12 protein-coding genes are annotated in these 13,123 nt (G+C 60.0%); 6 read left to right on the top strand and 6 right to left on the bottom strand.

The genetic code is table 11. From position 1 onward, the window contains the following. Positions 1 to 115: 115 nt before the first annotated feature. The 5 genes from serS to lrp form a co-directional block, all read right to left on the bottom strand. Complete coding sequence (gene serS, locus ACW5XD_RS08060) at positions 116 to 1,411, bottom strand: serine--tRNA ligase (RefSeq protein ID WP_456494433.1); 1,296 nt, start codon at positions 1,409 to 1,411, stop codon at positions 116 to 118. 387 nt (positions 1,412 to 1,798) lie between these two features. Beyond that, positions 1,799 to 3,136, bottom strand: a complete 1,338-nt coding sequence (locus tag ACW5XD_RS08055; RefSeq protein WP_456494432.1) for a replication-associated recombination protein A — start codon at positions 3,134 to 3,136, stop codon at positions 1,799 to 1,801. Positions 3,137 to 3,212: 76 nt separating this feature from the next. After that, entirely contained in the window at positions 3,213 to 3,821 is a 609-nt protein-coding gene (gene lolA / locus ACW5XD_RS08050) for an outer membrane lipoprotein chaperone LolA (RefSeq protein ID WP_456494431.1), read from the bottom strand. Positions 3,822 to 3,895: 74 nt separating this feature from the next. Then, entirely contained in the window at positions 3,896 to 6,409 is a 2,514-nt protein-coding gene (locus ACW5XD_RS08045) for a DNA translocase FtsK 4TM domain-containing protein (RefSeq protein WP_456494430.1), read from the bottom strand. 202 nt (positions 6,410 to 6,611) lie between these two features. After that, positions 6,612 to 7,103: a leucine-responsive transcriptional regulator Lrp gene (gene lrp / locus ACW5XD_RS08040; protein ID WP_005300047.1), complete on the bottom strand. Its 492-nt coding sequence runs from the start codon at positions 7,101 to 7,103 to the stop codon at positions 6,612 to 6,614. A 150-nt stretch (positions 7,104 to 7,253) separates the two neighbouring features. Here lrp and ald point away from each other — a divergent pair, with 150 nt between their 5' ends. The 3 genes from ald (at position 7,254) to ACW5XD_RS08025 (ending at position 10,807) form a co-directional block, all read left to right on the top strand. Continuing rightward, positions 7,254 to 8,369, top strand: a complete 1,116-nt coding sequence (ald, locus tag ACW5XD_RS08035) for an alanine dehydrogenase (protein WP_456494429.1) — start codon at positions 7,254 to 7,256, stop codon at positions 8,367 to 8,369. A gap of 182 nt (positions 8,370 to 8,551) precedes the next feature. Beyond that, positions 8,552 to 9,502, top strand: coding sequence for a thioredoxin-disulfide reductase (trxB, locus tag ACW5XD_RS08030; RefSeq protein ID WP_456494428.1), 951 nt, complete (start codon positions 8,552 to 8,554; stop codon positions 9,500 to 9,502). Positions 9,503 to 9,559: 57 nt separating this feature from the next. Continuing rightward, entirely contained in the window at positions 9,560 to 10,807 is a 1,248-nt protein-coding gene (locus ACW5XD_RS08025) for a diguanylate cyclase (RefSeq protein WP_456494427.1), read from the top strand. A 103-nt stretch (positions 10,808 to 10,910) separates the two neighbouring features. Here ACW5XD_RS08025 and ACW5XD_RS08020 read toward each other — a convergent pair whose 3' ends face one another. Then, positions 10,911 to 11,381: an outer membrane lipoprotein gene (locus tag ACW5XD_RS08020; RefSeq protein WP_043135952.1), complete on the bottom strand. Its 471-nt coding sequence runs from the start codon at positions 11,379 to 11,381 to the stop codon at positions 10,911 to 10,913. 19 nt (positions 11,382 to 11,400) lie between these two features. On the opposite strand from ACW5XD_RS08020, the gene aat reads away from it, so the two are divergent. The 3 genes from aat (at position 11,401) to infA (ending at position 13,108) form a co-directional block, all read left to right on the top strand. Further along, positions 11,401 to 12,108, top strand: coding sequence for a leucyl/phenylalanyl-tRNA--protein transferase (gene aat, locus ACW5XD_RS08015; RefSeq protein WP_456494426.1), 708 nt, complete (start codon positions 11,401 to 11,403; stop codon positions 12,106 to 12,108). Next, entirely contained in the window at positions 12,105 to 12,821 is a 717-nt protein-coding gene (locus ACW5XD_RS08010) for an arginyltransferase (protein WP_456494425.1), read from the top strand. The genes aat and ACW5XD_RS08010 overlap by 4 nt, the downstream gene beginning before the upstream one ends. A 68-nt stretch (positions 12,822 to 12,889) precedes the next feature. Next, positions 12,890 to 13,108: a translation initiation factor IF-1 gene (infA, locus tag ACW5XD_RS08005; RefSeq protein WP_005300033.1), complete on the top strand. Its 219-nt coding sequence runs from the start codon at positions 12,890 to 12,892 to the stop codon at positions 13,106 to 13,108. Positions 13,109 to 13,123 lie beyond the last annotated feature (15 nt).

The raw sequence follows: 13,123 nt of genomic DNA, 5'->3' as shown, positions 1-13,123 counted from the left end.
TAAATGTTCGGCCGGGGGCCGGATGAAGCACTTTTTTGGGCGCCAACACGAGGATTTGACGCCCAAACGCACAACGCCATGGCATGGCCATGGCGTTGTGCTCATGCGAGTGTGCTTAACCTATGTGGGTCAGGCCACCCATGTAGGATTGCAGCGCAGCCGGGATGGCGATACGGCCATCTTCCTGCTGGTAGTTCTCCATCACGGCCACCAGGGTGCGACCCACTGCCAGGCCGGAGCCGTTCAGGGTGTGCAGCAGCTGGGGTTTGCCGTCGATGCGCACGCGAGCCTGCATGCGGCGCGCCTGGAAGTCGGTGCAGTTGGAGACGGAGGAGATCTCGCGGTAGGTGTTCTGGGCCGGCAGCCACACTTCCAGATCGTAGGTCTTGGCGGCGCAGAAACCCATGTCACCAGTGGCCAGCGCCATCACGCGATACGGCAGCTCCAGCAGTTGCAGCACCTTCTCGGCATGACCGGCCATCTCTTCCAGCGCTTCCCAGGATTTTTCCGGGTGAACCAGCTGCACCATCTCGACCTTGTCAAACTGGTGCATGCGGATGAGACCGCGGGTGTCACGGCCATAAGAACCGGCTTCGGAACGGAAGCAAGGGCTGTGGGCCGTCATCTTGATGGGCAGCTCCTGCTCGTCGAAGATCTCGTCGCGGGCCATGTTGGTAAGCGGCACTTCGGAGGTCGGGATCAGGGAGAACTTGCGCAGCTTGCCCTCGTCTTCCCCTTCGCCCTCGATGCCGGTATTGAACAGATCTTGGGAGAACTTCGGCAGCTGACCTGTGCCGTACAGGCTGTCCGGGTTCACCAGATAAGGCACATAGCATTCGGTGTAGCCGTGCTGCAGAGTGTGCAGGTCCAGCATGAACTGCGCCAGGGCGCGATGCAGGCGGGCAATCTGGCCCTTCATCACCACGAAGCGGGCACCGGACAGCTTGACGCCGTTCTTGAAGTCCACGCCCTTGGCCGCTTCACCCAGATCGATGTGATCGCGTACCGGGAAGTCGAACACGCGCGGGGTACCCCAGCGGCGCACTTCCACGTTGTCGTTCTCGTCGCGGCCCACCGGTGTGGTCTCGCTCGGCAGGTTGGGGATGGCGTCGGAGATGGCTTTCAGCTGGGCCAGCAGGGCATCCAGCTCGACCTTGCTGGTTTCAAGCTCGTCGTTGATCTTGGTCACGTCGGCCTTGAGCGGGGCCACATCTTCACCACGACGGGCAGCCTCACCGATGGACTTGGAGCGGGCGTTGCGCTCGGCCTGCAGCTCCTGGGTACGGGACTGCAGATCCTTGCGTTTCTCTTCCAGAGCATTGACAGCCGCTACGTCCAGAACGTAGCCACGTGTCGCCAGACGAGCGGCAGCTTCGTCAATCTCGCTACGCAGATATTTGGGATCCAGCATGGTTTACCTACTTTTTTAAAATGGGATCTGGGCCTGGGTCATCATGACCGGGCGAGAGAACAGATCCGGAAGTTAACATCGGTTGGCGCACCCCTATCGTCTTCAGGATCGAGCCTTCAAAAACAGGCCTTCGAAATCAAGAAGATGGCGCAAGGCCGAGACAAGCGGGGTCAGAGGGCCAGTGTATCAGACCGCCCCCCCGCCCGAACAGGGACTATTTGTGTCGTTTTCACGGACCTTGCTGGCTGGCAAGGCTCGGGGATCCGCCCTCGCTCCCCATTCCTGGCCACAGAGGCAAATCGGTACCTGAACTGCCTCATTTGAACAAGCACATTCACGGACTACACGTCTGCTGACAGGGCGGGTCGAGGCGCAAGCGCCGGCCTGCTACTTGTCCCTTTGTCGCGGGCTCTGCCGGTCCAGCTCATGGAGGTAGTCAAGCTTCTGGGCTATCTGCTTCTCAAGACCGCGATCCGTGGGCTGATAGTACTGCTTGCCCGCCAATTCCGGCGGCAAATACGCCTCGCCGGCGGCATAGGCCCCCGGCTCGTCGTGGGCGTAGCGGTACTCGGCGCCATAGCCGAGCTCGCTCATCAGCTTGGTCGGTGCGTTGCGAAGGTGCGCGGGCACCTCGAAGTCGGGCAGGTTTTTGGCGTCGTTGAGCGCCGCCTTCCAGGCGGTGTAGACCGCATTGCTCTTGGGGGCGCAGGCAAGGTAGACGATCGCCTGGGCGATGGCCCGCTCCCCTTCGGCCGGGCCGATGCGATGGAAACAATCCCAGGCTGACAGCGCCACCTGCATGGCGCGCGGATCGGCGTTGCCCACGTCTTCCGAGGCGATGGCCAGCAAGCGGCGGGCGATATACAAGGGATCGCAGCCGGCGCTCACCATGCGGGCGTACCAGTAGAGAGCCGCATCGGGGGCCGAGCCGCGAATGGATTTGTGCACCGCCGAGATGAGGTCATAGAAGTGATCGCCGCCCTTGTCGAAGCGTGCCACATGCTCCCCCGCCACGGCGGCGAGCAGAGCGCTGTCGATCACCCGCGCCCCTGCACTATCGGTCTCGGCCATGTCGGCCAGCAGCTCCAGATAGTTGAGAGACTTGCGCCCGTCCCCATCCACCGCTTTGGCCAGCGCCTCCTTCACCCCGGGGGCAAAAGTCAGGGTCGGATCATTGAGGCCGCGGGAGTCTGTCATCGCCTGATCGATCATGGCGAGGATATCGTCCTCTTCCAGCCGCTTGAGCAGATAGACCCGGGCGCGGGAGAGCAGTGCGTTGTTGAGTTCGAACGAGGGGTTTTCGGTGGTAGCACCGATGAAGGTGATGGTGCCGTCTTCGATGTGGGGCAGGAACACATCCTGCTGGCTCTTGTTGAAGCGGTGCACCTCATCCACGAAGAGGATGGTGCGCACCCCGCGCCAGCTGTTCTCCTTCGCCTTGTCGATGGCGGCGCGGATCTCCTTGATGCCGGAGGTGACGGCAGAGAGGCGTTCCACCTCAGCCTGGCAGTAGTGGGCCATCAGTTCGGCCAGCGTGGTTTTGCCGGTACCGGGCGGGCCCCACAAAATCATCGAGTGGCAATGCCCGGCCAGGATGGCTTTGCGCAGGGGCTTGTCAGCCCCCAGGATATGCTGCTGACCTATGTACTGGTCGAGGTTTTGCGGCCGCATCCGGGCCGCCAGCGGGCGAAAATCCGACGAGAAATCCAGGGATAAATTACTCATCTGCGTTTACCATCCTGCGTCATAGGGGCCGCCAGCAGGAGACGGCCCGACGAGACATCCACAAAGAGATTACTCATCAGCGCTGGTCGTCCAGCTCGACCCCCTTGGGGATCTTGAACACGAACTCGTTGCCCTTGAGCACCGGCTTGCGATTGAACTGGCTCAAGCTGAACTCGCTCCACTGCCCCTGGGCCTCTTTCACATCGAAGCGGCTGATGTTGTTGTCGCGATCGAAGGTGACGCGGAAGGAGGCGATCAGCTCATCCTTGTTGCGACTGGTGACTGTGTAAACGTCCCCCTGCTGGGTCACGTCGTAGTTTTTCCAGAACTTGTCGTCGTTGCCGGCGATCAGGATGAAGGGGGTATTGAGCACCGCATCTTTGAGTTTGAGGGCTGTCACCTGCTCGACGAAGGGATCGTAGACCCAGACGTCCTTGCCATCGGCCACGATCAGACTTTCGTCCGGCGAGGTGGTATGCCAGTTGAAACGATTGGGACGTTGCACCAGCAGGTCGCCGCCGGCCTTTTGCAGCTCCTTGCCCTTGCTGTCATAGACGGTCTGGGCAAACTTGGCGGAGAAGAGGCTGACACCCGCCAGCTTCTGCTTGAGGTCGCTGGCCGCGTCGGCCCACACCTGGCTGCTGGCGACCAGCAGCACGGTTCCCATCAACAGTTGTTTTTTCATCATGCTTTTCATAACGACGATCTCGATAAAAGGCCACGCCCGCTGAGGGCATGGCCAGGATAGTGGGATGAGGCTTAGTCTCGTACCGGGGGCGGTGCCAGCACGTCGCGCTGACCGTTGCCACCCGGTGAGCTGACGATGCCCTGGTTTTCCATCTGCTCGATGAGACGAGCGGCCCGGTTGTAACCAATCTTGAACTTGCGCTGCACGCTGGAAGTGGAACCACGGCGGGACTCCACCACGAAGGCCACCGCCTCGTCGAACAGGGGATCCAGCTCTTCATCGCCGCCCCCGCCAAATTCGCCGCTGCCACCCTCGCCGCCCGACTCGCCGGAGAGGATCTCCTCTATGTAGTTCGGCTCGCCGCGCAGTTTCCAGTCCGCCACCACCTTGTGCACCTCGTGGTCATCGACGAAGGCGCCGTGTACCCGGGTCGGGTTGGAGGTACCGGCCGGCATGTAGAGCATGTCACCCATGCCGAGCAGGGATTCGGCACCGCCCTGATCCAGAATGGTGCGCGAGTCGATCTTGCTCGATACCTGGAAGGAGATGCGGGTCGGGATGTTGGCCTTGATGAGGCCGGTAATGACATCCACCGAGGGTCGCTGGGTCGCCAGAATGAGGTGAATACCGGCGGCCCGCGCCTTCTGGGCGATCCGGGCGATCAGCTCCTCCACCTTCTTGCCGACGATCATCATCATGTCGGCGAATTCGTCCACCACCACCACTATGTGGGGCAGCTTCTCGAGCTCGGGCGGCATCTGATCCATGGAGTCACCCGGACGCCACAGGGGATCACGCAGAGGCTCGCCCTCGGCGGCTGCGGCCAGCACCTTGTCGTTGTAGCCCTTGAGGTTGCGCACCCCGACTGCCGACATCAGCTTGTAGCGACGCTCCATCTCGCCCACGCACCAGCGCAGGGCGTTGGCGGCATCCTTCATGTCGGTGACCACCTCGGTCAGCAGGTGCGGGATCCCCTCGTAGACCGAGAGTTCCAGCATCTTGGGATCGATCATGATGAAACGCAGATCGTCCGGCGATGACTTGTAGAGCATGGAGATGATCATGGTGTTCACCCCCACCGACTTGCCCGAGCCTGTGGTACCGGCCACCAGCAGGTGCGGCATCTTGGCCAGATTCACCACCACTGGCTCGCCGGCTATGTCCTGACCCAGACCCATGGTGAGCGGGTTGCGACTGTCACGGAAGGCCTCGCAGTCGAGAGTCTCGCGCAGGTAGACGGTCTGGCGCACCCGGTTGGGCAGCTCGATGCCGACGAAGGTCTTGCCCGGGATCACTTCCACCACCCGCACGCTGCTGGCGGAGAGAGAGCGGGCCAGATCGCGCGACAGGTTGGTGATCTTGCTCGCCTTCATGCCAGGCGCCAGATCCAGTTCGAAACGGGTGATGACAGGGCCCGGATAGACACCCACTACCTTGGCCTGCACGTTGTAGTCGGCCAGTTTTGCCTCCACCAGACGGCCCATGCGGTCCAGCTCGTCCTTGCTCATCATCTGGGTCTTGGCAGGCGGGCGGTCCAGCAGCTCGAGGCTCGGCAAAGGTGCCATGCCAGGCTGTGGACGACGCTTGGGCTTGCTCGGCGCAGCGGCAACCGGTGCGGCCACATCGTCGTCACCCTCGGCCCAGGGCAGATCGAACTCTTCATCCTCGTCATCGGCCGTGGTCAGGGCCGGCTGGCGACGGGCATTGGCAGCAGCGGCGCGCTTGGGTTTGGCCACGGGTGCCGGCTCGTCGTCTTCATCGTCAAACTGGGGATCAAACTGGAAGGTGTCATCATCAAGCTCGGGCAGCCACTCATCGGACTTGGCCTTCTGGCCCTTGCTCTTGGGACTGCGGGTCCAGCTGGTGTGAGGATCGTCCTCTTCATCCTCTTCCAGCTCGATGGCCCCCAACCCCCCTTCCAGCAGGGGATCCGGCCCCTCGTTACGAGGCTGACGCCAGCCGCCGGTCAACCAGCGCCCCAGAGTGGCAGGGAAGTGGTAGACCGCGCTGACCGAACCGGTGCAGGTGGCACCAATCCGCTCGACTATGGTGAGCCAGGACCAGCCGGTAAACAGGGTGATGCCGGTGGCCACGAAGCAGAGCAGCATCAGGTTGGCACCGACACCGCCAAACAGCGGTACCACGGCGGAGGAGATCACATCCCCCACCAGACCACCTGCGGAAAAATTCTGCATGTCATTGAAGTTCATGCTGGCAATGGCAGACATGCCGAGCACCGTCAGCACGAAGCCGACTATCCGTACCGACAAGGTAAGGTAATCCACGTCCAGCAGCCGGCTCGGGCGCCAGAACAGGCTCCAGCCCAGCAGGACAACCAGAGGCGGAACCAGATAGGAAAAGGCCCCGAAGGTGAACATGGTGATGTCGGCGAGCCAGGCCCCCGCGCTACCGGCGAGGTTCTTCACCTCCCCTTGCCAGGAGGTCTGGGACCAACCGGGATCAGCAGGGTGATAGGACAACAGGGCAAGCAAGAGATAGGCAGCCATCAGGGTGATGGCGATCAAGACGGCTTCGAAGATCCGTTGTGTACCTGATAAAGGAGTAAACAGCTTTTTATCGGCCAAACTCCGGCTCCTTTCTGAAAACATGTAATGCAGGGGATAAGGGGGCCTAGTATCCCTGAAAAGCCCACCGATTGTCAGCCAGTGCCTGATGGGCTGGGCCATATTCACAACCAACGCGATAAGAAGAAACGAGCGGACCGGCCGCTCGTTTCTGACTGTCGTGACTTGTCAATAAGCCTGGCAAGCCACAGCATAACCCGACTCAACGAGTGCTGATCACCAGACGACTGCTCTGTTTGACTTCTTCCATCACCACATAGGTGCGGGTGTCGTTGACACCGGGCAGACGCAGCAGGGTTTCCCCCAACAGGCGGCGATAGGCCGACATGTCACTGACGCGGGTTTTGAGCAGATAATCGAAATCACCGGAGACCAGATGGCACTCCTGGATCTCTTCGAGCACCTGAACAGCCTTGTTGAACTGTTCAAATACATCCGGCGCCCCGCGATTGAGGGTTATTTCCACGAACACCAGCAGAGACGCGTCCAGATAATGAGGGTTCAGAATAGCGGCATATCCCTCGATATAACCTTGTCGCTCGAGGCGACGAACCCGTTCCAGACACGGTGTAGGACTCAGGCCAACTCGTTTGGACAACTCAACGTTCGAAATCCTGCCATCCTTTTGCAGTTCATTCAGAATGTTGCGGTCAATCCTGTCCAAATCCTTTAGCCGACTCTTAGCTTCCATCATTTTATTCCATCCTTTGGCTATTTTTTGGTAAGAATCACCAGTCATTTTATAATTATGGTCACAAATCCTGTCAATACCTGAATATACTAGGCGCAAATGTTGCTTAACATTTTTGCAACATAAAACACCAATCGATAGACGAGGGATAGCATGATTATCGGTGTACCCAAAGAAATAAAAAACCATGAATATCGCGTAGGCATGGTTCCGGCCAGTGTACGTGAACTAACAGCACGAAACCATACTGTTTTCGTCCAAAGCGGCGCTGGAAACGGCATTGGCTTCGGTGATGCAGATTATCGCGCTGCTGGTGCCGAAATTTTGGCCTCCGCCGCAGAGGTTTTCGCCAAAGCCGAGATGATCGTCAAGGTCAAGGAGCCCCAGGCCGTCGAACGCGCCATGCTGCGCCCGGGCCAGACCCTCTTCACCTACCTGCATCTGGCGCCCGATCTGTCCCAGACTCAGGAGCTGCTCAAGAGCGGTGCCATCTGCATCGCCTACGAAACCGTCACCGACGGCCGTGGTGGCCTGCCCTTGCTGGCCCCCATGTCGGAAGTGGCCGGACGCATGTCTATTCAGGCAGGCGCCCAGGCGCTGGAAAAATCCCGTGGCGGGAGTGGCATGCTGCTCGGCGGCGTCCCTGGGGTCGAGCCGGCCAAGGTGGTGATCATAGGCGGTGGCGTGGTGGGGTCGAACGCAGCCCGCATGGCCATTGGCCTGCGTGCCGATGTGACCATACTCGACAACAATGTCGACACCCTGCGCCGCCTTGATAGCGAGTTCCAGGGAGCTGCCAAGGTGGTCTACTCCAACCGCGAAACCCTGGAGCGTCATCTGCTGACGGCGGATCTGGTCATCGGCGGTGTGCTGGTGCCCGGCGCCACTGCGCCAAAACTTGTCAGCAGTGACCACATTGCCCGCATGAAACCGGGTTCTGCCATCGTCGATGTGGCCATCGATCAGGGCGGCTGCGTGGAGACCTCCCATCCGACCACCCATGAAGATCCCACCTACCTGGTCGACGAGGTGGTGCACTATTGTGTCGCCAACATGCCGGGGGCAGTAGCCCGCACCTCAACCGTGGCCCTCAACAATGCCACCCTCCCCTTCATCATCAAGCTGGCGGAACAAGGCTATCGGGAGGCACTGCTCAAGGATGCCCACCTGCGCCACGGACTCAACATCATGGCGGGTCACGTCACCTGCAAAGAGGTGGCCGAGGCCCATGGCCTGGCCTGTACCGATCCGCTGACCCTGTTGAACTGATCGCCGCCCCGCCCGGGGAGTCGATGAGTCAGAATCCGCCCGCGATGGGCGGTTTTTTTTATGCCCGAACGCACACCAGCCCGCACCGACGGTCGATTGCCACAATCGACTCACTGGCCTTTGACCCCGGATCACGAATTACCTACAATCGCGCAAACTCATCACGTCTCGGAAATCACATCATGAGCCAAGTCACTCACAGCAAACTGCTGATCCTGGGGTCCGGCCCGGCCGGTTACACCGCCGCCGTCTATGCTGCCCGCGCCAACCTCAATCCCCTGCTCATCACCGGTATGCAGCAAGGCGGTCAGCTGACCACCACCACCGAAGTGGAAAACTGGCCCGGTGACCCCGAGGGGCTGACCGGCCCGGCCCTGATGGATCGCATGAAAGAGCATGCGGAGAAGTTCGACACCCGCATCCTGTTTGATCACATCAATGAAGTGGAACTGACCCAGCGTCCGTTCCGCCTCAAGGGCGACAGCGCCGAGTACACCTGCGATGCGCTGATCATCGCCACCGGTGCCTCCGCCAAGTATCTGGGGCTGCCTTCCGAAGAGGCCTTCAAGGGCCGCGGCGTCTCCGCCTGCGCCACCTGTGACGGCTTCTTCTATCGCAACCAGGAAGTGGCCGTCATCGGCGGCGGCAATACTGCCGTGGAAGAGGCGCTCTATCTGGCCAACATCGCCAAGAAGGTACACCTCATTCACCGCCGCGACGAGTTCCGCGCCGAGAAGATCCTGATCAAGCGTCTGCACGACAAAGTGGCTAGCGGCAACATAGTGCTGCACACCCACCAGACCCTGGACGAAGTGCTGGGCGACGACATGGGGGTGACCGGCGTGCGTCTGCGCAGCACCCGGGATGACACCACCTCAGATCTGCCGCTGATGGGGGTCTTCATCGCCATCGGTCACCAGCCCAACACCCAGATCTTCGACGGCCAGCTGACGATGCAAAACGGCTATCTGAAAGTGCGTGGCGGGCTGGACGGCTTTGCCACCCAGACCAGCATCGAAGGGGTTTTTGCCGCCGGAGACGTCGCCGACCACACCTACCGTCAGGCCATCACCTCTGCCGGCACCGGCTGCATGGCGGCCCTCGACGCCGAGCGATATCTGGACGCGCAATAAGCGCAAGGGATATAAAAGGCATGCCGTGAGGCATGCCTTTTTATTTTAAGGAGCCGGATGAAACAGAAAATATTGATTGTCGAAGACAGTCTGACGATCCGCCGCATGCTGATCCAGGCCATAGCACAGCAAACAGGTTTGGAAATCGATGCGTTCGATACCCTGGAGGGCGCCCGTCATTGCCAGGGGAAAGAGTATGTGGTGGCCCTGGTGGATCTCACCCTGCCGGATGCCCCCAACGGGGAAGCCGTCAAGGTGCTGCTGGAACTGGGCCTGCCGGTGGTGATCCTCACTGCCGACATCAGCGAAGACAAGCGGGAAGCCTGGCTGGAGGCCGGGGTGCTGGATTACGTGATGAAGGATTCGCGCCACTCACTGCAATACGCGGTCAGCCTGGTGCATCGCCTCTATCTCAATCAGAAAATTGAGGTATTGGTGGTCGATGATTCACGCACTTCCCGCCATCGCACCATGGCCCAGCTGCGCAAGCAGTTACTGCAGGTACATGAGGCGAGCCATGCCCGCGATGCCCTGGCCCAGCTTGAACAGAACCCGGCTATCCGGCTGGTGCTGGTCGACTACTACATGCCGGAGATCGACGGCATCAGCCTGGTGCGCATGCTGCGGGAGCGCTACAGCAAGCAGCAGCTCGCGATTATCGGGATCTCGGTGTCGGACAAGCGCGGCCTCTCTGCCCGCTACCTCAAGCAGGGTGCCAACGACTTTCTCAACCAGCCGTTTGAACCGGAAGAGTTGCAGTGCCGGGTAAGCCATAATCTGGAAGCCCTTGAGCAGTTCAACAGCATTCAGGAGTCGGCCAACCGCGACTACCTGACCGGGCTCTATAACCGGCGCTACTGGTTCAACGAAGGACAGAAGTGGTTTGAGGATCATCAGCGCCAGGAGACGCCGCTCGCCCTCTGCGTGCTCGATGTGGATCACTTCAAGCAGGTCAACGATCACTGGGGTCATGCCATCGGCGATCAGCTGCTTTGCCACCTGACACGTTTGCTCACCCAGTTCTTCCCTGACGCCATGATCGCCCGTTTTGGCGGCGAGGAGTTTGCCCTGATGGTGCCCTCTTGCACCGTGCCAGTGCTGCTCAAACGGCTGGAGGGGCTGCGCCAGCAACTGCGTCAACAGCCGTTGTCACGGGAGATACCGCTGTTTGCTCGCGCCAGTTTCGGGGTGATCAAGGTCGGGCGCGTCTCCATGGACGAGGCACTGAGCGAGGCGGATCGCCTGCTCTATCAGGCGAAGAACACAGGTCGCGACAAGATAGTGTCTCAGGACTCATCGGCCTGAGCAAAACTCGGCAGATGAGCACCGTGTAGTACCGCCCGACGGATCCTCCCTGTGGATATCGTCGGGTTGCTCTCCCTCTCCCCTACTTCCTTCCTGGTTCCACTCAATAGGTCTTGTCGACCCGCACCCCATCGTTGAAATAGAGGATGCGCACCTTGTCACCGTTCATGAAGACCATGGCCGGATCATAATCCTGAATGACATTGATGAGCCCGTTCTGCTCGTTGCGAATGAGCAGCTCCACCAGCTTGTTCTCCACCACGGTGCCGCCAGACTGATACTGCTGCGCCGCAGCCGCCCCGGCCAGCGCGCCGACTGCGGTGGCAATTTCACGGCCGTGGCCGCCGCCAAACTGGTTGCCAAGCAAGCCGCCCAATACGGCGCCCCCCAGGGTTTTCCAGCCGGAGTGCTCGGACTCCAGGATCTGACGCTGGGTGATGTTGCGCACCGTCTCGACCTGGCCAAACACCACCTGATCCACGGGCCGCGCCGTGTTGCGCTCGTAGACCTGGGCCCAGGCGGGCGCAGTGACAAAGCAGAACAAGCTGGATACTATCAGGATAATGGCCTTCATCTGTGAACCTCTTCGCCTTATGTCTCGCTATCTTACCCAATTGGATGATGAGCTGTGCTGGTTTCCCGACCCCGAGCACGCCCTGGAAGAACCCAACGGCCTGCTGGCGATCGGGGGAGATCTCTCCTCTGACCGATTGCTGGCAGCTTACCACAAGGGGATCTTCCCGTGGAATGAGCCCCACCAGCCGCTGTTGTGGTGGTCACCGGATCCCAGAGGGGTCATCATTCCGGAACAGTTGCACGTCAATCGCAGCCTGCGCAAATTTATCCGCCGTACCTCATTCGATATTTCCATCAATCGCGCCTTTAATGAGGTAATAGCGGCCTGCGCCGCCCCCCGTCGCAGTGCCAGTGGAACCTGGATAAGCACGCCCATGATCGACGCCTATCGACAACTTCACCGCCTTGGCCATGCCCACTCAGTCGAGATCTGGCAGGATGGCCAGCTGCAAGCCGGTCTCTATGGTCTCTCCCTCGGCCGCCTCTTCTGTGGCGAGTCCATGTTCAGTCGCATCGACAACGGCGCCAAACTGGCCATGATGGCGCTCTGTCAGCACTTCGCCCGCCATGGCGGCGCGCTGATCGACTGCCAGATGCAAAATGACTTCCTGGTCACCATGGGGATCCAGGAGTGGCCGAGGGCCACCTTCTTGACGGCCCTGGCCCAACTGAGCCGACAGCCATTGGCAGAGAACTGCTGGCAACCGGGGAGCATCAGCCTATGACAGAAGAAGTGATCCTCAAGGTAGGGCTGACCCCCAAGCATCAATGCAGCTATCTGGGCCATGAGCAGGAGCAACTGCTGGTATTGATGGACCACAACCTGCTCAATGCCAGCGGCTATGAGCGGCTGCTGACGGCGGGATTTCGGCGCAGCGGCAACGACATCTATCGACCTCACTGCCCCGCCTGCAGTGCCTGCCAATCCCTGCGTATCCACAGCGAGCGTTTCGTGCCGAGCCGCAGCCAGAAGCGGATCCGCCAGTTGAACCAAGATCTCGAGCTGGTGCTCAGCTACGACGACAAACCCGAATATTATCAGCTCTACGAGCGCTACATTCGCGAGCGCCACCATGATGGCAGCATGTATCCCCCGAGCCGAACCCAGTACAAGGGCTTTTTGCACTGTGACTGGATGCCGCCCCTCTATCTGGAGATGCGCAAGGACAACCGCTTGATCGGGGTCGCCACCACGGATCTGCTGCCCCACAGCATGAGTGCCATGTATACCTTCTTCGATCCTGCCCATGCCGATCGCTCCCTCGGCACCTTCGCCATCCTGAGTCAATTGGAACTGGTCAGGCGTACGGGTCGTACCTGGTTGTATCTCGGCTATCTGGTGGAGGAGTGTCGCAAGATGAATTACAAGCGCCAATACCTGCCCCACGAGCGCCTGATCCAGGGGGAATGGAAAAATATCGACACCAAGCCCGAGTAAACTTTACACATAGCCTTAAATCCGGCATGATCCAGCGGATTTTTGTTGTGGCTTATCAAGAGGATTCAATGGCTAAAGAAGACAGTATTGAGATGCAGGGCACCATTCTCGAAACCCTGCCCAATACCATGTTCCGTGTGGAACTGGAAAATGGTCACGTGGTTATCGCTCATATTTCCGGCAAGATGCGCAAAAACTACATCCGTATCCTGACTGGGGACAAAGTAACGGTAGCTCTGACTCCGTACGATCTCTCCAAGGGACGTATTGTTTTCCGCTCTCGCTAAGCCAGGAATTCAGCA

The organism is Aeromonas enterica (genome assembly GCF_054052465.1).
Note: the sequence above shows the minus strand (reverse complement) of the source record. Positions and strands in the feature narration are given on the sequence as shown.